This is a genomic window from Mycolicibacterium sichuanense (assembly GCF_033741125.1).
Classification (GTDB): domain Bacteria; phylum Actinomycetota; class Actinomycetes; order Mycobacteriales; family Mycobacteriaceae; genus Mycobacterium.
This window is the reverse complement of sequence record NZ_JAWQPU010000009.1, coordinates 142,827-163,316: the sequence shown is the minus strand read 5'-3', so window position 1 is coordinate 163,316 and position 20,490 is coordinate 142,827. Positions and strand designations below refer to the sequence as shown.

16 protein-coding genes and 1 pseudogene are annotated in these 20,490 nt (G+C 65.7%); 8 read left to right on the top strand and 9 right to left on the bottom strand.

The window, feature by feature from the left end; all coding sequences use genetic code 11:
• Positions 1–150: 150 nt before the first annotated feature.
• Entirely contained in the window at positions 151–411 is a 261-nt protein-coding gene (locus SBI80_RS24215) for a hypothetical protein (protein ID WP_318977388.1), read from the top strand.
• A 138-nt stretch (positions 412–549) separates the two neighbouring features.
• Here SBI80_RS24215 and SBI80_RS24210 read toward each other — a convergent pair.
• Together SBI80_RS24210 and SBI80_RS24205 are read right to left on the bottom strand one after the other, a co-directional pair.
• Positions 550–731, bottom strand: a pseudogene (locus SBI80_RS24210) (integrase core domain-containing protein); the annotation flags it as partial.
• Positions 732–905: 174 nt separating this feature from the next.
• Positions 906–2,210, bottom strand: coding sequence for a cytochrome P450 (locus SBI80_RS24205; RefSeq protein WP_318977387.1), 1,305 nt, complete (start codon positions 2,208–2,210; stop codon positions 906–908).
• 322 nt (positions 2,211–2,532) lie between these two features.
• On the opposite strand from SBI80_RS24205, the gene SBI80_RS24200 reads away from it, so the two are divergent.
• The 6 genes from SBI80_RS24200 (at position 2,533) to SBI80_RS24175 (ending at position 10,533) form a co-directional block, all read left to right on the top strand.
• On the top strand, positions 2,533–3,360 hold the full coding sequence (locus SBI80_RS24200; RefSeq protein WP_318977386.1) for an alpha/beta hydrolase: 828 nt from the start codon (positions 2,533–2,535) through the stop codon (positions 3,358–3,360).
• Between the two features lie 33 nt (positions 3,361–3,393).
• Positions 3,394–5,007, top strand: a complete 1,614-nt coding sequence (gene mdlC, locus SBI80_RS24195) for a benzoylformate decarboxylase (RefSeq protein WP_318977385.1) — start codon at positions 3,394–3,396, stop codon at positions 5,005–5,007.
• Between the two features lie 45 nt (positions 5,008–5,052).
• Positions 5,053–6,915 (top strand): FAD-binding oxidoreductase, encoded by a 1,863-nt coding sequence (locus tag SBI80_RS24190; protein WP_318977384.1) that lies wholly within the window; start codon positions 5,053–5,055, stop codon positions 6,913–6,915.
• 64 nt (positions 6,916–6,979) lie between these two features.
• On the top strand, positions 6,980–8,188 hold the full coding sequence (locus tag SBI80_RS24185; protein ID WP_318977383.1) for a GDSL-type esterase/lipase family protein: 1,209 nt from the start codon (positions 6,980–6,982) through the stop codon (positions 8,186–8,188).
• Positions 8,189–8,294: 106 nt separating this feature from the next.
• Entirely contained in the window at positions 8,295–8,828 is a 534-nt protein-coding gene (locus SBI80_RS24180) for a hypothetical protein (protein WP_318977382.1), read from the top strand.
• A 577-nt stretch (positions 8,829–9,405) separates the two neighbouring features.
• Complete coding sequence (locus SBI80_RS24175) at positions 9,406–10,533, top strand: PucR family transcriptional regulator (protein WP_318977381.1); 1,128 nt, start codon at positions 9,406–9,408, stop codon at positions 10,531–10,533.
• 78 nt (positions 10,534–10,611) lie between these two features.
• On the opposite strand, the gene SBI80_RS24170 is transcribed toward SBI80_RS24175, so the two are convergent.
• The 4 genes from SBI80_RS24170 to SBI80_RS24155 form a co-directional block, all read right to left on the bottom strand.
• Complete coding sequence (locus tag SBI80_RS24170; RefSeq protein WP_318977380.1) at positions 10,612–11,859, bottom strand: PucR family transcriptional regulator; 1,248 nt, start codon at positions 11,857–11,859, stop codon at positions 10,612–10,614.
• A gap of 285 nt (positions 11,860–12,144) precedes the next feature.
• The gene (locus SBI80_RS24165) at positions 12,145–13,008 is read right to left on the bottom strand and encodes an SDR family NAD(P)-dependent oxidoreductase (protein WP_318977379.1); all 864 of its coding nucleotides are present in this window, start codon (positions 13,006–13,008) and stop codon (positions 12,145–12,147) included.
• 304 nt (positions 13,009–13,312) lie between these two features.
• A complete protein-coding gene (locus SBI80_RS24160) occupies positions 13,313–14,962 on the bottom strand; it encodes an FAD-dependent oxidoreductase (RefSeq protein WP_318977378.1) in 1,650 nt (549 codons plus the stop codon).
• A gap of 174 nt (positions 14,963–15,136) precedes the next feature.
• A complete protein-coding gene (locus SBI80_RS24155) occupies positions 15,137–15,712 on the bottom strand; it encodes a TetR/AcrR family transcriptional regulator (protein WP_318977377.1) in 576 nt (191 codons plus the stop codon).
• A 98-nt stretch (positions 15,713–15,810) separates the two neighbouring features.
• Here SBI80_RS24155 and SBI80_RS24150 point away from each other — a divergent pair, with 98 nt between their 5' ends.
• A complete protein-coding gene (locus SBI80_RS24150; protein ID WP_318977376.1) occupies positions 15,811–16,773 on the top strand; it encodes a helix-turn-helix domain-containing protein in 963 nt (320 codons plus the stop codon).
• A gap of 119 nt (positions 16,774–16,892) precedes the next feature.
• Here SBI80_RS24150 and SBI80_RS24145 read toward each other — a convergent pair whose 3' ends face one another.
• The 3 genes from SBI80_RS24145 to SBI80_RS24135 form a co-directional block, all read right to left on the bottom strand.
• Positions 16,893–17,474, bottom strand: coding sequence for a TetR/AcrR family transcriptional regulator (locus tag SBI80_RS24145; protein WP_318977375.1), 582 nt, complete (start codon positions 17,472–17,474; stop codon positions 16,893–16,895).
• A 302-nt stretch (positions 17,475–17,776) separates the two neighbouring features.
• Complete coding sequence (locus SBI80_RS24140; RefSeq protein ID WP_318977374.1) at positions 17,777–18,763, bottom strand: helix-turn-helix domain-containing protein; 987 nt, start codon at positions 18,761–18,763, stop codon at positions 17,777–17,779.
• Between the two features lie 214 nt (positions 18,764–18,977).
• Complete coding sequence (locus tag SBI80_RS24135; RefSeq protein WP_318977373.1) at positions 18,978–20,075, bottom strand: NmrA family NAD(P)-binding protein; 1,098 nt, start codon at positions 20,073–20,075, stop codon at positions 18,978–18,980.
• Positions 20,076–20,490 lie beyond the last annotated feature (415 nt).

Genomic DNA, 20,490 nt, shown 5'->3' with positions numbered 1-20,490 from the left:
TCGGTTATCGATGTGCGTGTGGTAACCACACCGATACCGGAGGTCCTCACCTATTTCCTCACGCCACGCCGTTCACAACCTGCCTGGCCATTACACCTAGTCGCCGAATACGCCGATGTCTGGAACAGCGTCACCGAGGACGCTGAACTCTTGAAGCACAAGATGGAGGTCCTGCAGCGGCACTGCGACACTGCCGGACGCGACCCCGCCGAGATCCGCAAGACCGTAGGCCTCGGCCATCACACCGAACCCTTCACCGACACAGCGGCATTCATGCGCACCATGGAGAGCTACGCCGCCCTCGGCGTCGACATGGTCAACATCGGCGTGTTCCCCGACGTCGCGGATCCCGTGGGATACGTTGCCCGCCTCGGCGATCAGATCATCCCCCAGCTGTCGTCACTGAGTTGACGACACAGCCCGGTATCCCCTGAATCGTCCGCACCCCCGGCGACCCAAGCTGCAAGGAAGGAAATCCTTGCCATGCGCTTGACCTCTCCCGGCGAGTCCGCAGGCCGTGTTCGTTGAATCACCCCGCTCTTGGTGGGGTGCTTTGTGATCGTACTGGAGCTTCTCGACGGCCTCGGGGAGAAGTCATCGAGGTACTCGTGCGGACGCTCGGTGTTGAACCAGACCACCCACTCGGCGGTGGCCAGCTCGACCTGGTTGACGTCGCGCCACGGGCCTTGCCGGCGGATCGCCTCGTTCTTGAACGACCCAACGGTCGTCTCGCAGCTGCCCACCCGTCAACGCTCGCTGCCATGCCGGGGCAGGGGTAGGGCCCGGCACGTCGGCGCCTTTGGGACGTTGGCGCGCCGGCGACAGCACTCGCGGGGAGGTTCGACGGTAAAGCCATCATCGTCCTGCGCACCCGCTGGTTTCCTCGCTTGCCGAACGGAGACGGCTCACCGCCGGCCTCTCGAAGCAAAGCCGATGCGCAGGCGAGTGTGGTTGAGCGTCAAGGGAAGCGGTTGGGCGGGATCGAGCAGGACGTTCGTGCCGTCCGGATGCCGATCACCCAGCAATGCCGCGAGGAAGGTGACGCCGAGTCGTAGCGCAAGGTCGGCCCCTGGGCATCGTTGAGGTCCATGGCTGAAGAAGTTGAATGACCAGGATCTGTCTGCAGCATGGTCGACCCACGCGGTGGGCTCGAAGCGGTCGGCATAGGGGATGCGAGACTTATCGCGGTGATTGAAGGTGTTGACGATCATGACCTGCGTTCCTTCAGGAACCGTGCGTCCGTTCCACTCGATGTCGCGGGTAAGGGTTCGTGCCAAGACGGGAGTGCTGGGCCACAAACGCATGGCCTCACACAAGCAGCCCGTGAGGTAGCTGCGGCTGTCGCCGGCGTCGACCCGCATGTGCGCTGCCGAGAGCATGTCGGGGTGATTGGCCAACAGCGCCAGGCAGCGCCAGAGATTGATGGCCAGCGTGTCTCCCATGGCGAACAACCAGTGAATTACCTGATGAGTGGGATGTGTTTCCTCGGTGACGGGTATCCGGTGGAAGAGTCCGACGAGGCTGCCCGCTTCCCCGACGTGGACGTAGTGATGCAACGACTCGAAGAACCGCCCGTATAGCTCGGGATCGCCTTTGCCGGGTGGGTTGGCCTTGCTCATCAGCGTGGCCAGTTGGGTCGAGATGTCGTCGTCGTGCATTGCCACGTCACCGAGGATGATTCGCCGCGCCATGCGCTGCACCAGGGCGTTGAACTGGTGCCAGTCGACCTCGCGGGGAATTGCGACGGCTGCGTCTGCCGCCACGGTGCGGATGCGGCCTTGAATGGTGGTGTCGGCCGCAGCAGTGGACAACACGGCGTCGGTGAACCGGCGGCGATCCGACCAGTGCTCACCGCGAGAGATGGTCAGTGCGTGGGGTTGGAACTTCTCCATGCCCGACCGTTTCGGCTCGGGGTCCGAGGCGAAGGGTTCTGGCGCGTGAGACAGCGCAAACTGGATTTGGTCGGGGCCAAAGACCAGCAGCGTCTTCTTGCCGGCGACGCTCACCCACATCGGTCCGTCGCCGTAGCGGCTTTGCAGTGCCGCAAGCAGGCGGTGAGCGCGATGGGGAACGCCGATCCCGTCGAGCAGGACGCTCACCGCAGGCCGGCGGCGGAATAGGCCTTCGGCGAGATTCGGCAAGGCCACCAGCGCCGTGAATCGCCCGCTCTCCGAGCGAGATGCCTGCCGAAGCTCGCCGGGCTGTGTCATTCGACGAATCTAGGCCGAAAGGGGCCCGTGACGGTTGTGCGGCGATACAAGAGTCGGCGGCCCGCGGTTGTGCCCACCACCAACGACGCCGGATAGCGGCGCGTGTGCGCCGGCGCAAGAACCCGCAAGTGCCCACTCGAGCCCTTCGTGCGCCGCCACAGCTTTCACACATGGTCGATTCACCCCATGGTCAGGGCTCGGTTCCGCATCACCCACCACCCCCGGTCAACTACACCCGTTGTGCGTCAACACAACGCGCACAGCACCGGTGTTGGTACGGGTTCCATTGTGGCGGCGCACGTGGGTGCCCACGCTAGTGATCATGACTTCTCCAGGTAGCAAGACCATCGTGTTGATCCATGGACTGTGGATGACGCCATTGGCGTGGGAAGGCTGGGTGGCGCGCTACGAAGCCCAGGGATACACCGTCCTGACCCCCGGCTACCCCGGCGTCGGCGAGGGCACCGCCGGCGTCCAGGCCCTGCGCGAGGATCCCTCGCCGTTGGCCGATCTCGGTGTGCGCGACGTCCTCGATCACCTCACCAAGGTCATCGGCGCCCTACCGGCGCCCCCCATCGTCATGGGCCACTCCTTCGGCGGTACCTTCGCGCAGATGCTGCTCGGCGCCGGTTACGGCAGCGCCGGCGTGTCCGTCGACGGCGCAGCCGTCAAGGGAATCAAGGCGCTTCCCTTCAGTGAGATCCGGGCGACGTTCCCGGTGCTCAAGAATCCCGCCAATCTGCACCGCGCCGTGCCGATCACCCCCGAGCAATTCCATTACGCCTTCACCAACAGCCTCACCCAGGCCGAGTCCCAAGCAGCCTATGACCGGTACGCGGTGCCGGTCCCGGCCCGCATTCTGTTTCAGGGTGGCCTGGCGAACTTCACTCACGACGCGGCCACGACCTATGACTTCGCCAACGACGACCGCGCCCCGCTGTTGTTCATCGCCGGCAGCAAGGACCACATCCTGCCTCCCCCGGTTCAGCACGAGAACTCTGAGAAGAACGCCAAACACTCCACCGCCATCACCGCCTACAAACTCTTCGAGGGCCGTGACCACTTCACCTGCGGCGCGCCGGGATGGGAGGCAGTCGCCGATTTCGCCTTGAACTGGGCGCTCAACCCCCGTGCCGGCGAACTCGACTGACCCCGACATTGCAACGAAAGCGAGTGCCCCTTCATGACCACTGTGCGTGAGGCCATCCTCGACCTGTGCCGCGCCCACGGGTTGACGACGTGGTTCGGCAACCCGGGCTCTTCGGAACTGGCGTTGCTGGAGGACTTTCCGTCCGATCTCCGGTACTTCCTCGGCTTGCAGGAGATGATTCCGGTCGGCATGGCCGATGCCTACGCCCAGATCACCCGCCGACCGGCTCTGGTCAACCTGCACACCGCTCCGGGTATGGGCAACGCCCAAGGACAGCTGTACAACGCCTATGTCAACAAGACCCCGTTGATCGTCACCGCGGGAAACCAGCGGCGCAGCATGCAGAATCAGTACTGCTTGCTCACCAACCACGAACCGACCGTCACGCCGCGCCCGTTCGTCAAGTGGGCCGCCGAGCCGGCCACTGCCAGCGAAGCGCCTGCCGTCCTGGCACGCGCCATCCACCTGGCCACCACACCGCCGATGGGACCGGTGTTCGTCTCACTGCCCATGGACGACATGCCGATCGAATTGACCGACGCGCAAGCCGCCGAGACCGCCGTGGTGCGTGAGCGCACGGTCATTCGCGCCGCCGGTTTTCCACCGGAGCTGGCTGCCCAGATCGGCGCGCAGCTCTCCAACGCCGCCTCCCCCGCCATCATCGTCGGCGGCGACGTCGACCGTTATGAGGCAACGGATTTGGTCGTCGGGCTGGCCGAACGGACCCAGTCCAGCGTCTACACCGCCCCGCTGACCGGCTGGAGCGGATTCCCCGAGAATCACCCGCTTTACCAAGGTGCGCTCCCACCGGGTGCCGGGTGGATATCGCAGATCCTGGAGGGGCACGATCTGATCCTTGCGATCGGCACGTCGGTCTTTCGGTACTACCCATTGGTACCCGGGCCCTACCTGCCCGCGGGGGCGCAGCTCGTCCACATCACCAACGACCCCGACGAGGCCGCACGCGCGCCCGTCGGTGATGCCATCGTCGCCGACGTGCGCAGCGCCGCCTCGGCGCTGCTGGCCGCGGCCGAGCCAACACAGCGGCCCGCACCGGCGCCGCGTCCCGCCGCTCCCGAGGTCGAGCCGGGTCAAGCGCCGCTCAAACCCGAAGCACTGTGGGCCGCGGTGAACCGCGCCGCCAACCCGAATGCCTTGTGGGTCAGCGAAGCCGGCAGCAACGAGGTGGCCATGACCCACAGCATCCGCCCCAGCCGACCGATGTCGCATCTGTCCGCCGCCGGCGGCGGGCTGGGCTGGGGACTCCCGGCCGCGGTCGGCGCACAATTGGCCGCGCCGGACCGTCCCGTCGTAGCCCTGATGGGTGACGGATCGATGCACTATGCGATCACCGCCTTGTGGACCGCGGCCCGCTACGACATCCCGATCACCGTCGTGGTGGCGTCCAACGCCGAATACGGCGTCGTCAAACAATTCGGCGTCTGGGAGAAGACACCGGAGGTGCCCGGACTCGACATCCCCGGCCTCAACATCGTCGAGACGGCCACCAGCTACGGCGTGGACGCCCACGAAGCGCACACCACCGACGAGGTCACCGAACTGGTCGGGGCCGGCATCGCCGACCGCAGCCGACCCACCCTGATCAACGCCCGTACCCAGAAGGTACCGCTGGGCTTCAGCGGCTAACGGCGCTCTCCGACTGACGTCCCCCCGACACCGAAGGACCCCTCCATGGACGAAGACCTCGTATCCGCATTCACCGCCGCCGTGAGCGGCCCGGACGCCGTCGTCACCAACTCGGCCGAATTAGTCGACAACGCCAAGGACTACTGGGGTTTCGGGGAACAGCCCGGTCTGCTGGTGCGACCACGCACCCGCGACGAGGTCGTCGCCGTCGTGCGCGTCGCCGCCAGGCACGAGGTCTCATTGGTCACCCGAGCCGCCGCCTCCAACTGCAGCGCCGGTGTCATGGCCGGACCGGACCTGGTGATGATCGATCTCCGAGGTATGAATCAGGTCCTCGACATCAACCCAACGGCGCGCACCGCCCGTGTGCAGCCCGGCGTCGTCAACTTCGATCTACAACAGCAGCTCGCCCCGCACGGTCTGGTGTTCTCCCCCGACCCGGTCTCAGCCCACCTGGCCACCGTCGGCGGCAACATCATCGAAAACGCTGGCGGCCCACACGCCCTCAAATATGGAGTCACCTACAACCACGTCCTGCGCGCCGAGGCCGTACTCGCCGACGGCACCGTCATCGAACTGCACGCCACCGACGACGGACCCGACCTGCTGGGCGTGCTGATCGGCTCCGAAGGCACACTGGCGATCCTGACCGAGGCCACCGTCGCGCTGCGACCGATTGCACCGATCACCCGTAGCCTGATGGGCAGCTTCGCCACCGCCCAACGAGCAGCCCAGACCATCGCCGCGATCATCCAGACCGGTACGGTGCCCGCAGCCGTGGAGTGGCTCGACCGCGCCGGCATCAACGGCCTGCAACAATTCACCGACACCGGCTATCCCACCGACGTGGACGCCATCGTGCTCGTCGACGTCGACGGCACCGCCGAGGAGGTCGAGCGTGACGGTGCGATCGTCGAGAGCGTGCTGCGCGAGCACGCCATCGAGGTTCGTCGGGCCGACGACGACGACGCCCGCGCCAAGCTGTGGTACGGCCGCCTGCACGCCCCGGATGCCGTGTTGCATAGCGGCAAGGGCTTCTTCATCGGCGACGTCACCGTCCCACGCCAACACATCCCCGAGATGCAGCAAGCGATTCAGGACGCCGCCAAACGGCATTCCGACGAATTGTCGTTCATCATGGTCGCCGGCCACGCCGGTGACGGTGACCTGCATCCGACCACGTTCTTCGACCAGGACAATCCCCACGCTGCGGCCGCGCTGGAGGCGGCCAACAACGAGATCATCGAAGCAGCACTGAGTCTGGGCGGAACCATCACCGGGGAACACGGTGTCGGCACCGAGAAGCGCCAATTCATGACCAAGAGGTTCACCCCGGTCGAGATCGCCGCCCGACGCGCGATCAAACGGGCCTTCGACCCGACCCAGCAATTCAACCCCGGAATCATGTTGCCCGACCTCTCACCTGCAGAACCCGCCGTGAACGACTTCGAAGCAGCCGTCAGTGCAGCCCTGGCAGCACACACCGGGGCACCGACCGGCCCGACCACCGCGACGGCGACGGTTCCCGCCACCGACACCACGGTGGACGTCAACACCGCCAACTTGAATCTGGTCGTGGGAGCCGCAGTCACACTGGCCGATCTGCTCACCCAGCTCAGCGACCGCGGGGTGAGCTGCCCCGCCATCCCCACCACGACCACCGACCGCACCGTCGGCGAGGTGATCGCCACCGCCACCGGGGAGGAACGCCTTGCGATACGCCACGCGCTCCTGGGTCTGGACGTCGTACTGCCCGACGGGCAGGCCCACGCCCGCTTCGGTGGCCAGAACATGAAGGACGTCGCCGGCTACGACACCAAACGCCTGTTCATCGGAAGCCGTGGCATCTTCGGCACGATCACCAGCGCCGTGTTCAAGATCTCGGTCATCCACCAACCCGCCACCTAGGCCCTGCAGCGCACCTCGGCGACCCGCCGATCCGAACACGGGCCCGACCACGACGAAGGGATCCATGACGACCAGCGCCATCGACGGCCGACGATGGGTGACGGCCTGGCAATCCCCACCGACGGACGCCGCCACACCCGGTGATGCCAGTTTGACACCGCTGCTCGCCGGACCGTTTGGACAAGTACAGAGTTTCCGGGCCGTGCTGTCCCCTCTGGGGGCCGGGCATCAGATCCGAATCCATCTGTCCAACCGCTTCGGCGCGGCGCCGGTGACGTTGACGTCGGTATCGGTGGCTCAGCGCCTGCGCGGGCCGGTCATCGACCCGGCCACCAGCGTGCCCGTTCTCTTCAGCGGCGGCCCCACCGTCACGATCGGCGCCGGACTCGACGTCTTTAGCGACGGCGTCGACTTCTCCGTGGCGCCCTTCGACGACATCGCTGTCACCCTCGACGTCGCCGAACCCGGCAACATTCCCACCCATCACTTCACCGCTCGCCAGACCTCATATGCCACCGTGCCCGGGGTACGTCCCGGAGTCGACGCCGCCGCGTTCACACAAACCACGACGCTTCGGCCCTACGTCATCGGCCTGGACGTTCTGTCGGACGAAGCGTCGGCCGTCGTGACCCTGGGTGATTCCATCACCGACGGCTTTCAGGGCCCGGCCTCGCTGCTGCCCCAGGACACGTCCACCATCGACCTCAATCAGCGCTACCCGGACTATCTCAAGCGTCGCATCGACGCAGCTGGCCTACCGTTCTTCGTCGCCAACGCCGGGATCAGCGGAAACAGGGTGTGCACCGACGGGGACGTTCCCGCTCTCGGCCCGGCCGCAGGCAGGCGCCTCGACACCGACGTCTTGGCACAATGCGCCGTCGGCACCGTCATCTGGTTGGAGGGCATCAACGACATCGGACTCACCCACGGGCTGACCGTCGACGACTTGGCCGCGGGCTACACCTCCGTCATTGGCAGATTGCACGACCGCGGCCTGACGGTGCTGCAGGGAACACTGACCCCCTCGGGGGGCAACTCGCGGCCCAGCTACGGTGCGCTCGGTCAAGATCTACGCCGCGCGGTGAACCACTGGATTCGGACCCAGAGCCCCGCGGACGCGGTCGTCGACTTCGAAGCCGCGGTCGCCGACCCAGCCAACCCCGATCACCTCGACGCGCGTTACGACGGCGGAGACGGCCTGCACCTCAACCCGTTTGGCTATCAGCGCCTTGCCGAAGCCGTCGACCTCGACCTGCTCACCGGCGCTCCGTGACGCCGCGCCACCACAGCTCAGACGGGCCGCCCAGCGCTGCGCGGGGTTGTGGTGGCGCTTCGAGGCGAGTCCGTGTGCCACCGTGCCCGGTTCACGGAGCCCGGGGATGACGACCACGACATGGGTTGCCGTCGCGGCGTTCTGCATCTCCCTCTCGACGTTGATCGCCAACGTCGCGCTCACCTGGCTGAAGTGGCCGCGCATCGTCGTCGAAGTCGCCGCGCGCCACGACGGCGCCTCCGACGAGGACGCCTCAGATCTGCTGCGACACTTCGCGGGTGAGGTCTTCCTGCTGACAGTGGTCAACAATGGGTCCGAGCCGGTCACGGTCAAGAGCGTCGGCCTCGTGGCCGCCGGACCTGCGGCACACCGTGTCGATTATCTTCACACCTGGCGCGGCCCGAGCACCGAACGGCTCCCCCGTGCCCACGGTGTCGAGGAGTTGGTGATGCCGTGGCGGATCACCGGTCACGAATGCCACGTCTTCGAATACGGCACCGACATCCTCGACGAACTCCCCCGAGGTGTGCTCTACCGCGGGTACGCCACTAGATACCAGGCCTTCCGACTGTGGCCGAACCACCCGCTGGTCCGCGAAACACGCTCCAAACAAACCGTGACGCGACGCTACCGCGACTAACCGGACAGATCACCGCGGCATCCCAATGCGCTGTCACCGACGCTGGCAAGCGCAACACCCCAATGACCGCACCGCCAGGTCTGATCCGACCCGTCCGACAAAACATCCCAATCCAACTCGCAGTAGATCGTCACGGTTGTACAGGAAGACAACGAAGCCGGTGCTGCGCTGTAATCGTGACAGCACTTGCCTGCCCACTGGACAGCCACCGACCGCCGTCGTTTCATAAGAGCTGGCCGTTCAGGGCGGACGGCGCTCACGGGGACGTGTCACGAAAGGCGGAAGGCCCAGATGCATCAAGAACGACGAATGGCACCCGCGCCGGAACGCTCCCCACGGGCGCACGCTCAAACGCCCCCACTCAGATGACACCGTGTTCGGCGGCCGCCAAGGGTGGAAGCTCCCGGAGCGCCTCCGCAGATGACTGCGTCGGCGTCATGTCGCGCGCTCACCTCCACCCGATACACGGCGAGCGACGATGACCATGCAGGGCGAGGGACTTCTTGCTTCCCCTCAGGAAAGCGACGAGCAGGACGAGCTACGTTCGGTCAGCGCGACATTGGCTCGACACGAAGAAATGATCGCGTCGAACATGGCCTCGGCGGTACGCACCCAAGTCGACTGCTATCGCCACGATTACTCCCTGAGTTATGAGACGTTGCTGGACGGTTGCCGCTCCACGGTCCGCTTCGTCACCAGCGGCATTCTCGGGGACCAGTCGATGTCGACGAGCAGCGCATCGGCCATCGGTGAACAACGGGCCAGGGCCGGAATTCCCTTGCACGGCATGGTTGCAGCCAGCCGTGTTTCCTACAACGAGATCCTGCAATCGCTGCACGCGGCCCTCGCCAGCCACCACGGGCTCACACAGAACGTGCCCCTGGTGGCAATGCAACGCATCGGGCACGCCCATTACCTCTACGTCGACAGCGCCGTGCTCGCCCATCGACAGCGGACCCTTCTGCAGGCCGTCGATGACGAGGCGGAGCGTGCGGCGCTGGTCGAAGCGCTCTTCCTCGGCAGGGCCTCACCGGGACGCAGCCTGTGGGAGATCGCCGAAATGCTCCGCATCCCCCGCCGAGGACCGTACGTCGTCGTGGCAGCCCGACATCCCGATCTCGGCGAAGGGTACGCGGCTGACCTGTCCTCGCGCCTGCGAGGGCTCGACGTCTACTCCGTGTGGCGACGCACCCCCGACTTCCTCGTCGGCATCGTCTGCGTCCCCTCCACGGCAGCTCGCACGCTCCTGCTGGGCGCGCTGCCGAAGTGGGCACCGCATGGCGCGGGCGTCAGCCACGACATCGACGACCTGGTCGACGTGCCTACGGCGTTGCACTACGCGCGCATCGTGGCAGCGCGGGCCACCAAGGACGAGCCGGTCGTCGTCGCCGGAAATGCCGCACTGGAAATTGCCGCCCTGGTCGATCCGCAGATCAGTCGGCGCCTCGCCATCCGCGTTCTTGGAGCCCTCAACGACCTCCCCACCGACGAGCGCGACGCGCTGCACCGAACCTTCACGACGTGGACGACACACGGTGGATCGATTCCCGAAACCGCCGGAGCCTTGTTCTGCCACCCCAACACGGTGCGCTATCGATTGCAGCGCATCGAACAGCTCACCGGCCGATCAGTACGGGCCCCCATCGAACTGGCCGAACTCTGCCTGGCCTTCGAAGTCGCCGCGAAGCTGCCGCTGACACCGTGACGTGATTCGGGCATGATGTCACCGGGGTCGCCTGGCCACCCTGCGTCGGCCGTTTCTTCCCATGTCGCACAACCGAACTCACAGGTCAAAACGGGAGCTGCCCGATAGCGTCTCGATGCCGTGTCCTTCCGGGGTGTGTGCGTGCACCTCGAACGCCAAACACAGCTCGGCAAGTTGCTTGGGCACGGCCAACGATCGCCCGGTCCGCTCTTCGATCCGACGCAAGCGATGACGGACCGTGTTGGGGTGCACGTACAGCGCGGCCGCCGCCGCGGTGAACGAGCCGCCGGTGTCCAGCCAGACGCGAAAGGTGTCGAGCAGGATCTTGCGTTCGGCATTGGCCATGTCGTCGAAACCGCCGAGGATGAGCGCGGCGGCCTTGCGCGCCACATCGCGGGCAGACACCGCGGCAACCGCCAACACCGAATCCTCGAAGACGGTCACCACACCATCCCCGCGGGCCTGCATCGCGGTGCGCGCATAACGCAGATTCTCCGCCGTCAGACTCAGGTCGCCGAAAAGTGGACTCATTCCGACCCGGCTGACGGCGACGACTTTCAGCACCTCGACCAGCAGGGCGTGATCTGCCCGAGACGCGATGTGAACGATGCCCACATGGACATCGGGCAGCAGTCGCCATGCCGAAAAGATGCTTCGGTCTCCCAACGCCGCAGCCACGTTGGGCAAGGCCTCTCGACCGACCTCAGCACATTCGGCGGCTACCACGACATATTCTCCGGTCAGAGGTAGGCCAAGCTGCTCGGCGACCTCCCACAAACTGATGTGGTCGAACACCCGCCCTTCGATCAACGCTTCCGTCAGCGCCGCCCGCTCCGATGCATCAGCAACTGCTCGCTGGACCGCCTGCTCCCGATACGCCGCCGTCATTGCGTCGGTGTAAGCATCTTGGACGTCCCACAACACGGCAGTGACCGCCAAGACCTCCCCAGAGCTGATGTCGGGGTGCGACGCCGCGAGCTCACTCATCTCCGCCCACAACGCGTGCACCGAGACGCGGTACGCCGCCATCACCGCCGACAGCGGAACGCCGGCATCGGCACGCCGCACACCGGTCGCCGTGGGCGCGGCGGTGTCGAGCGGCGCTCCGGTGCTCAAGCTAGAGAACAACATCCGAAAGTTATCGGTGACGCTGGCCAACAGATCCGCGTCAGTGACCACGGTCGTCTCGCGATAAAATGCGACGCTGCCGAGAATCGTGTCGGTTACCTCTCGGGCCAACTCGATAGTCCGCAGCTCCAAGATTCGTCCGATCCGCGTGACCGCGGCCGATGCTGGGTCTGTCATAAGAATCATGGTGCCGCTCATCACTGGAAAACGATGCGAGACACAGCTGGCAGACCGAACCTGTTGCCGGTCGCGTATCGGCCGACGAAGAATTCCACCAGCGTTGCGCCAGGGAGCGTGCACATCGCCCAGCGCACGCCCACAGGTGACAGCACGACGTCGGATCTCCTACGACTCGACTACTCGTCGTCCCACATGGTTGTCCAATCTGATCCAAATATGGACACATCAAGGTCTCCGGACTCGGCGGGGCGGTTCAGCTGCCCGATGCGCCGTGTGCTTGACGCCGAACCGAGCGACCGGTTGTCAGGCAAGGTGGGGCTTGCCGATCGCCTGGTGATAGGTCGTGCCGTCGCTCATCCCTATCAACCGGGCGAAGAGGGGCTTGGAGAGTGCCAAGGCGACGAAGTCTCCGACGCGCGGTGAGACGGCTTCGCCGAGCAGCAGCAGATTGGCCACGCGCGGCAAGACAACGCGGGGTGTTCCGCGACGCGCGGCTGACACGACTGCGCGCCCGACCTGATCGGGGGTTAGTGGGGTCATGTGCCGAAACGGCAGCGGCATCTCCTTCTCGTCCACCGCACGGAGGAGGTCTGTGGCGATGAGTGCGGGCTGAACGACCGACACTCTGATGCCGGTGCCAGCCAACTCTTGACGCAGTGCGTCTGACAGGGCCACCACGCCGTGCATGGTGATCCCGTAGGAGCCGAAACGCTCGAACGACTTGCCCCCCATGACTGAGGACATGTTGACGATGGCACCCGATCCTTGCTGCCGCATGAAGGGCAGGACATGCCGGCTGACCCTGATCATCCCGAAGAGGCTGGCCTGCATCGTCTGATGAACGTCGTCTTCGAAGGTCTCCGACTCGACACCGCTAACCTTGCCGATGCCGGCGTTGTTCACCAAGACGTCGATGCGCCCGAATCGCTTGTGCGCCGCACTCACTAGCTGCTGCACCGAGTGTTCCGACGTAACGTCGGCGGTCACCGAGATCGCCTCGGTGCCGAGGCGATGCACCTCCTCCTCGACTTGCGCCAGCCGATCGGCCGAGCGGGCCGCGAGTACCAGCTTGGCGCCCTCCCGGGCGAAGGCCAATGCGACACCCCGACCGATCCCCTGGGATGCGCCTGTCACGATCACCACTTTGTTCTTCGAGTCTTCAGCCATTGGGTTTCCGTTCTCTCAGTCAATGCTCGTGCGACCGGTGCCGCGGCCACGAAACGTTCGGCGTTCCCTCGGTGGGTGGCGGTGTTCTCGGTTCGAGTCCCAGCTTGACACCGCAGGTCTGCGGGTCATCGGCCTCGTGCAGGGGTGTGCGCGCCGCGACTACTTGTGTGCACGGGTGCAACACCTTTGGCTGGGCGGCTGACTCTGCTGCGAGCGCTGGGAACACCCGCCGCCGTGAGACCCGCAGAACGAGGAGTGGCCGATCGTCTCGATCTCGCGTGGGTCATCGGACACCTGGTTGGATTTAGGTGCGTGTGCCGATGGCGCTGTGGATGGCGCGTACGGCGCTGGCGCCTTCGCCGACGGCCGCGGCCACACGTTTGGCAGATCCGAGGCGCACGTCGCCGGCGGCGAAGACGTTGGGGATGCTGGTTTCGAAGGGCAGTGGGTCGCGCCCGAGGGTATGCCAAGTAGCGCCGAGCTGGTCGGAGTCAAGCCGTAGGTCGGTCCGGACGGAACCTGCTTCGTCGAGTTGAACGTCGTGAAGCCAACGAGTTTCGGGTTCTGCGCCGATGAAGCAGAACAGGCCGCGGCACGCTCGCCGGGCGGTGGTGCCTGCCACGGTGTCGGTCAGGGTGATGCGTCGTAGCGCGGTGTCTCCGTCGAGCCCGGTGACCTCGGCGTTGACCATGATCGTGACTAGCGGGTGAGCGCGAAGCCGGGTGAGCAGATAGGTCGACATTCCCAGCGCGGCGTCAGCGCCCCGGATGGCTAGGGTGACCGCACTTCCGCGGGCGGCCAGGAAGAGTGCGGCCTGTCCGGCGGAGTTAGCACCGCCGATCACGGTCACGGGTTCCACTCCACAGGCACGGGCTTCGAGTTCGGTTGCGGCGTAGTAGATTCCGGCGCCCTCGAAGTCGTCCCAGCGCGGGAGTGGAAGTCGCTTGTAGCGCACTCCGGTGGCGATGAGAGCTGAGCGCGACACGATCTCGGCGCCGTCGTCGAGCGTGAGGATCAGGTGGCAACCATCGGTGCCCAGGTTCACGACTTTGCACGGGCTCGCCAGTTTGGCACCGAATTTCATGGCTTGCAGTGCGGCGCGTTGGGTGAGTTCGTGCCCGCTGATCCCCGATGGGAAGCCCAGGTAGTTTTCGATGCGGGAGCTGGCTGCGGCCTGTCCCCCGATGCCGACTGAGTCCAGCACCACCGTGGAGAGACCCTCGGACGCGCCGTACATGGCGGCCGCGAGCCCCGCGGGCCCGGACCCGATGACGGTCACGTCGACCAGGGCGGTCTTGGTTCGGCGGTAGCTCAGTCCGAGCAAGTCGGCCAGAAGTCCGGGGGTGGCGCGTTCGACGACTCGTTGCGGAGTGATGAGGGCGGGCAGCGCCGAGGGCGAGAGATGTGTCGACTCGATCAACGACGCGCCGGCGGGGCTGTCGACGTCGAACCATTGGTGCGGTAGCCGCTGGCGGGCGGCGAACGTCCGCAGAGCCAGGCTCGCTGAGGACAACTCGCTGCCCAGGATCGTCAACGTGCGCGCGGCGGCGTTGGCGCGCAGCAGATCACGTCGCGTCAGGAAGGTGCGCAGGAGGATGTCGGAGAGTTCTGGATCGTCGGCCATCAGATCACGGAAGCGTGCCCGGCTGAGGCGGTGAATGCGGCCGGCTTCGGTGACGCGGGCAGTCAGGTAGGCGGTCTGCCCGGTCAGGAAGTTGAGCTCACCGAGGAATCCTCTCGGGCCGTAGCGCGCGACGACCGCTTCGGGGTCCTCCTCGGAGGCGGGGGTGAGGATCTCGATCCAACCGGATTCGATGACCACCAGGTCGTAGTCGATGTCACCGGGACGAAACACCACCTCGCCGACGGTGACGTTTTCGGCGACCGCGTAGGCCGCGAGACGCGCCAGCTGGGCTGTGGTGAGCTGGCCCGGCGTCTCCGCGGCGTCCGGCATGTGGCGTCTCCCTAGGACTGGCGGTCGCACCTCAACTGTGCGGAACCGCGGTAGTCACTGAGGCTAGGGACGAGCCCAATGAGTACGCGCCGAGCCTGTGAAGTCGTGCACGTCATGACGATTCCCGTGCACATTCAGACGCGTAGACCACGGCACCTACGTTCCATGCCGTTGTCACCAGGTCTTCACGTCTGCGGCGATTGCCTCGGCCACCGCGGCTGCCCGGGCCGGGTCGAAGCGTGCAGTGATCATCAATCCCATCTGCGCCGCACTCAGGAGTTCGGCCTTGACCTCGCTGTTCTGAATGCCGTCGACCGCTTTGAGCGCATGGAGGAGGGCCCGGTGCCGACGATCGCGATATGCCCGAACCGCCTCGGTGGCCGTCGCGCCGAGGATGGTCAGCTCCGAAGCGGTGTTGGCCATGAGACACCCCCGCGACGCCACCGACACCGGCCCGCGCAGATGATGAGCCAGGGCGAGGAAGTAGGCGATTATTTCGTCGCGTCCGGCCCCGTCGGCTTCCAGCGGTTCGATGATCGGCCACATGAAGTCGTCGCAGTAGCTTGCGACGGCGCGGTCGAATAGCCCCATTTTGCTGCCGTAGGCCTGGTAGAGACTGGAGCGGCTCAGTCCGGTTGCTACCTCCAGATCGGCCAGCGAGGTCGAAGCGTAGCCGCGTTCCCAGAAGACGTCTCGTGCGGCACGGGCCACCCCCAGGTCGTCGAACTGTCGGCGCCGTCCCATGGTCATTTACTCGATCCTAGCGGTTCGGTTGACAATGTGAACCGATCGGTCCAGTATAACCATCAGAACTGATCGGTTCAGAAATTTATGGAGGTCGACAGGCCATGTCGCTCATCGTCGACACCCGCCAAATCCCAGCAAACGATCGGGCTGAGGCCGTCACCCAGGTCGTCCACGACACCTTGGTCGCTGTGGACATCGAGTTCGCCGAGGGCCTTCCCGTCACCGCGGCCGGCACCATTCACGAGCTGGGTGACCTGAAGAACTTCTCGGTGCAGTCCAATGCGCTCACCGTGGAACGCACTCCTAGTCAGGCCCGTGACGACTTGCGTCCGAGCGTGTTCCTCGGAGTTCAACGCTCCGGAACTAGCATCGTGGTCCAGCACGGCCGCGAGGCGCTGCTGCGGCCGGGTGAACTGGTGCTCTGGGACACGACGTCGCCGTACACGCTGTTCGACCCCGACGGGATTCGGCATCATTTCTTCCGGCTGCCGATCGAGCGTCTGGCGTTGCCGCACGATCTGATCACCCAGCTGTGCGCGGTCACCCTGAGCCCAGGGCACCCCGTCGCCGATCTCGCTGCGACCTACTACCGGCGCCTCGCGGCCCGCCTTGACGTCTTCGACCTTCCCGACGCCGACGCGATCGCCGCGCCCAGCATCGAACTGGTCCGGGCGTTGATCACCACCCACCTCGATGCCACCGAGTTGGGTAAGGACGCGATGCACGCAACCCTGCAAGTGCGGATCCTGGAGTACCTGCGCGCGCACCTGCACGATCCCGACCTCAACGCCACGCAGGTCGCCGCCGAACATCACATATCAGTGCGGCAGCTCTACAAGGTTCTCGGCGCCGCCGGGGTGACCCTGGGTGACTGGATCCGCGCCGAACGCCTGGCAGGCTGCCGACGCGACCTGGCCAACCCGGCGACGCACGCCACCTCCATCGCCTCGATTGCGCGGCGCTGGGGGTTCACCGATGCGTCGAGCTTCGCACGGATGTTCCGCACCGCCTACGGCATCTCCCCACGCCAATGGCGCGACACCCGGGGCCACGCGCAGCGCTGACTGAGGCGGCGCGCCGACCAGGCCCTTGCCCACCACGTTGCCGCCGAACACCCTGCGGCACAACCGAACTGATGCCTGCGCCCGATAGCGGCGCGCCGGGCAGTGGCCTACGGGCGGTATCACCAACTCGCGACGTCGGCGGCGATGGTCTCGGCCAGATTTGCCGCCGGAATCGGGTCATAGCGCGCCGAAATCATTAGACCAATCATGGCTGCAGCCAGAACTTCGGCCTTCTGGTCGGTGTCGTCGATGCGATCGGCGAGCGGGGCAAGGCAACGCGCGAAGGCGCGATAGACGCGATCACGGAAATCGCGGACCACCTTCGCTGTCGGTTCGTCGAGCACGTTCAGTTCTGAGGCGGTGTTGGCGATCATGCAGCCGCGGGCGGCAACGTCGTACGGGGAGTCCCTTAGATGTCGCGCGAGCGCCGAGAAGTATTCGACGACCTCGTCGCGGCCAGCCCCCTCAGCCTCCATGGGCACCACGAGGGGCCAGATCACGTCGTCGCAGTAGCTGGCCAACGCACGGCCAAACAGGCCCTGCTTGCTGCCGTAGGTCTGATAGAGGCTGGACCGGCTCAGGCCGGTCGCCGCTTGCAGGTCGGCCAGGGACGTCGATGCGTACCCCCGCTCCCAAAACAGATCGCGGGCGGCCCGTACGACGCTGGCGTCGTCGAACTGTTTGGGGCGCCCAACGGCCATGGCCCTACCGTCGCCCATACTGAGGAGGCCGGCCCACCGCCTCACTCTACCCGCGCAGACTCATCGGTTCCCTTCGAAAGGAGAGCGGGAACGCTTCGACGACCGGTCGATGCCGCCGCGCAGGGCTTGGGCGCCGCACTTCACCCCACGGCTCGGGCAGAACATTCGTGCGCTGGGCGGTCCCCGCGGTGGCGTCAGGGTCGAGTGCTTCCACGATCTCTAACCGCGGGCACTGCGTGTTCGGCTGCTGTGCGGTCGTTACATCGTCATGTCGTTTCCGGTGTGGCATCGGGCACGACCGGCTATTCGGCACCGTCGACGGTCGGTGGACTGATTCGTGATTGATCGCGCCATTCCCGCGGTGAGAGCCCGAAGCTGGTGCGGAACATGCGGGCGAAACTCGACGGATCGGTGAAGCCCCACTGACGGGCGATCCCGGCGATGGAGGACCGCTGCGCGGCGGGTCGGCTCAGGTGATCGCGGCAGGCCTTGAGTCGCTGGGCGCGGATCCAGTCACCCAAGGTGATGTCGGCGGCGCCGAGCACCTTGTAGAGCTGGCGCACGGAGATGTGGTGTTCGTGGGCGATCTGGTAAGCGCTCAAATCGGGGTCGCCGAGGTGGGCGCGGATGTATTCGAGGATCCGAAGCTGCAGCGTGGCGTGCGCCGACTCCTTGGCATCGACGCCTTCGGCGTCGATATGGGTGCTGATCACGGCCCGGAGAAGTTCGACGCTCGGCGCGCCCATCCGCTCACTAGTGGCGATTTCCAGCGCACGGAGGTCTGACACCAAGCGGTAGAAGTACGCGGCCGCCAACTCGGCGACGGGATGGCCTGGGCACAGTTTGGTGGCAGTGATCTGTCGGATGACAGTGTGCGGCAGCGCCAGGTCGGCACTACGAACCAGGACTTGGCCGTTGCAATAGCCCTCTTCGTCCAGAATCGTGTAGGGCGAATCGGACCGGTAGACGACCAGGTCCCCACGTCCGAGGGCGACTTCGCGATCGTCCTGGATAAGCAGGCTCTCGCCACGCATCTGGAGGGCGAGCATCACGCTCGGTGGATAGTCGTCCTCGGTGCGCCTGCTGGTGCGGCTGACGTCGACGGAATTGGTGTGGTAGCGCGACAGCCGCATCGCTCCCACGTCGATGACCGCGCCCAGCACGAGTGGATCATTGCCGCCATAATCGGTGTCGACCGGGATGACGTCCTTACGGCCCTGTTCGGCGATCGCTTCGCGCCGATCTTCGGCGGGAATCAGACGGGAGTCGATCGTCTTCAGTTCTGGCATCGACGGACCCCTCGAACGGTTGTCACCAGCGGGACGCGAATCGCCAGCGATTCAGCGTATTGCCCGTGAGCAAAGCGCAATCCGCAGCGCGCCACACTTCCACCGGTCGCACCGTGCACAGCGCGCATGCCACTATGCACAGTGTGCACAGTCTCGCGCCGCTGCCGGTGGTTGATTGCTGACCCGTTCGGTAGGTCTGTTCGCCAGCCCGGGCTCACAAGGTCCCCGTTCGCAAGTCGGCGCTTCCTTTGAGGATCGCGCTGTCCAGCGTCCAGTTCTCTGGTTGAACGCGGTCCCACAAACTGCCCTTTCCGAGATCGCGGCCTCGTTGGTCTTCGCGTCGGAACCATTGTTCGGCGCTGCGGATGCGGGTGGGGTGGATCTCGTCGAGCAGTGCGTAGTCGCGGGTGATAATGCCGTACTTCCACAGGTTCCAGAATCCGGTGAAGTTGTCTCGAAAGGTCATGGTGGCCTTGTCGTCGGGGTCGGCGTTGTACCCGGCGGGCTGATCCGCCAGGCCTTCGAGGGGGCCGTTCCAGTAGTCCTCGAGGCTGGTGTCGACGTAGCGGGCGGGGTGGCCAGTGACGGTGGTGAAGGCTTCGGCGATCTCGACATAGGTCAGATCGGCGATGGCGACTTCCAAGTTGACACCGTTGGACCGTTCGGGGTGATCGAAGATCCAGCGTGCGTAGTATCCGCAATCTTCCAGTGAGACATGGGGAACCGCGCCGTCGCCCAGTGGTACCCGCCAGGTCGCCACCCCGTCTTCGATGGTGGGTGTCATCGCGGTCAGCGGCGAGACCACCATCTCCATGTAGGGGCCGGAGGTGAACACCGCCGCGCCCATCCGGTCACTGTTGTCCTGGTTCTGGAACAGGATCCACTCCCCCATGCGGCCCTTGCCGTCGTAGTGACCGCTGCGGAAGGTGGAGTCGTACCCCGATTTCTTCAGGCCGTAGTCCAGGTTACCGTAAACGAAGAACCTGATGCCTTCCTCGATCGCGATCTCGTAACTGCGTATGGCCCAGTAGGTTTCGGTCTTCTCACCGGTGTTGAAGCCGTCGATGTTGACGTAGGCGCCGTCGCAGCCGCGAAAGCCGGCCCTCAGGACGGCCTCGTCGGCGAAGGAGCCCTCCACCAGGGTCACGTTGCCCAGGGCGAGCAGGGCTTGGGCGCGGGGCGAGGTCGCGTCGCGGGTCAGGACGCGCACGGAGTACTTCTTGTCGGCGACGAGCGCGGCGACGATGGGCATCCCTTGGGCTCCGGTGCCCCCGATGAAGAAGATCGAGGAGGTGGTGTGGGTGGTGGTCATGGTGGTCGGCTCCTGGCAGTGCGGAGGTGGATGGTGTGGGTGGCGGAAAGGTCTAGATCCGCAAGCGGCGTCTGATCCGCGCGAACCGGGCTGATCGCCGCCCGAACGGGTAGGAGGTCGTCGGGCGCTCGACGTCGTCGGCGTCAGGGGTGGCCGTGCCGGCGCAGGTGCAGTGTCTCCCGCCGTCGGGGCACCGTTCGTCGCCGAGTGCGGGGCGTCGCCACTGATGTCGACGGTCGGTGTCCTTGCGCATCAGATCCTCACCCAGCGGGTCCTCTGGCTGCGGTGAGCAGCTCGTGGCTTCGACGCTAAGTCGCCGCGGACGGGCTGGATATGGCGCCGCCCCGGTCGTGCACGCTGTGCACGGGGTCGTGCGCGAGGTGGCCCGTGGTCGGCCCGACATCAGTGAATTCAC